This is a genomic window from Pseudomonas sp. dw_358 (genome assembly GCF_018449655.1).
In the GTDB taxonomy this organism is placed as follows: domain Bacteria; phylum Pseudomonadota; class Gammaproteobacteria; order Pseudomonadales; family Pseudomonadaceae; genus Aquipseudomonas.
The window spans coordinates 1-1652 of the sequence record NZ_JAAVUX010000043.1 but is presented as its reverse complement, the minus strand read 5'-3'; the positions used below and the strand labels follow the sequence as shown (position 1 = coordinate 1652).

The following is a 1652-nucleotide window of genomic DNA, read 5'->3' as shown; positions in this document are numbered from 1 at the left end:
GAATAGCATGCCGTTGGAGGTGCGTAAAAGCATGACGTACGACCAAGGACGTGAGATGGCCAAGCATGCCGAACTGACCCAGAAGACGGGCGTGGCGATTTACTTTTGCGATCCGCACAGCCCGTGGCAGCGCGGCAGTAACGAGAACATCAACGGCTTGATCCGCCAATACCTGCCCAAGGGCACGGACTTGTCGAAGCACAGCCAGGAGGAACTGGACGCTATTTCTTATCAAATGAACATTCGGCCTCGGAAGCGCGTCGGATTTAAATGCCCGATTGAAGTCATTACGGAGGTGATGGGTATGTATCATGAGGCACCCACTTCAATTCAATGACCGTGTTGCACTCGGTTCCTGCAACCGCCCAGTAATGACCTGACTGGTCCCAGGCCGAACAATAATTTTAATACTCGTTTCTCCCGAAGTACCAATCGCTCGGCCCATCGGGACAACATATGCACCCGGATCACCTACTACAGGACTACCTTTCTTGAGCCATGCTTCATCGACAGCGCCTAAAATCTCTTTTCTGTCCATACTAAAGACGCTATGTGTTGTCTTGGCCGGATTCGGTTCCGCATGCTCTAAAACATGCAAAACTTTGTTTCCTTGAACCGATCCTTGCCCATAGTCTAGACCCGCTGGTGTTGTCCAAGTCCGGGTAGACTTGTCAAACGTTAGCTCTACTGCACCACCTGTTACTTTTGCACCAAGCTATCCAAAAAATCAGGATATTTCCCAATAAAAATCTGTCAATAAGCCATTTAGGTTTGCTGACCATTGGTTATGTACACGTCGCTGCTCCAGCCATAAAAACACCTCCCTTGGGCTGTGCGCCTCAGAGTAGATTTTAAATTCTCGACTCATATCCAGGCTGAACAACGATAGCTCTCGCTCTATCTCTGAGTAGTAATAGTCCACTCCTCTCATTTTCTACCACCTTCAGGAAGCGTCCCAAAATCCTTGACCTTGATCGGTTGATTCGTAATTGCTTGAGTTCCTCCACCAGCCCCCCACTCAGGGAATGTATTGGTAATCGGCTCCAAGGTTGTGGTTGTATTCCACTTCCCAGTTGGAATCTTCAAGTCGTCTACTAATGGTAGCGTATCAAAGCTTACCCAGTTGGTGGGTGTCCTGGGCAGTTGAAGTAGGCTCTGCGCTTCGGACGGAGTCATATTTTCAATATTATCAAATGTAATATAGGTAGGATTGCGGGGAGCAATTGTACCCGTTAACGCCTCTTCGACAGCAGGACCTCCGACAGCTCGATAGCCAGTCGCTGGCACAGTCGTTCCTTGTGGTGTGACGTAAAAATCAGCGCTACCGACAGTAGCAGAAGGCCCTTTTGCACCATTTGTCTCAACAGCAGTCGCAAGCGACCAAAAATCACCTGTCAACTTAGATGCCGCGAGCATATCGCCAGCTGCCGACGCTAAGCCTAGTACATTATCCACACTCGAAGGTGATACGCCTAGCGCGCCTCCGAGCAAATTGGCCGTTGCAGTATCAGCCTGGGATCCGTACCAGAGGCTCTGAGCACCTGCCGCACTCACATCCGCCCCATAGGCGGATCGTGTCCCGGGAAGTGGTGTAACTGAACCAACCGAAGGCGCCCTGCGGGCGAAAGAGGATGGTCATCGTGGTTCTTGGC

General features: G+C 50.7%; 2 protein-coding genes. One reads left to right on the top strand and one right to left on the bottom strand.

The genetic code is table 11. The annotated features are described in order from the left end of the window. Window positions 1-337: IS30 family transposase (locus HB675_RS25640; protein WP_213881960.1), on the top strand; the 337-nt coding region annotated here is incomplete at its 5' end. A gap of 590 nt (window positions 338-927) precedes the next feature. Here the strand turns inward: HB675_RS25640 and HB675_RS25635 are convergent. Continuing rightward, a complete protein-coding gene (locus tag HB675_RS25635) occupies window positions 928-1455 on the bottom strand; it encodes a hypothetical protein (protein ID WP_213881959.1) in 528 nt (175 codons plus the stop codon). Window positions 1456-1652 lie beyond the last annotated feature (197 nt).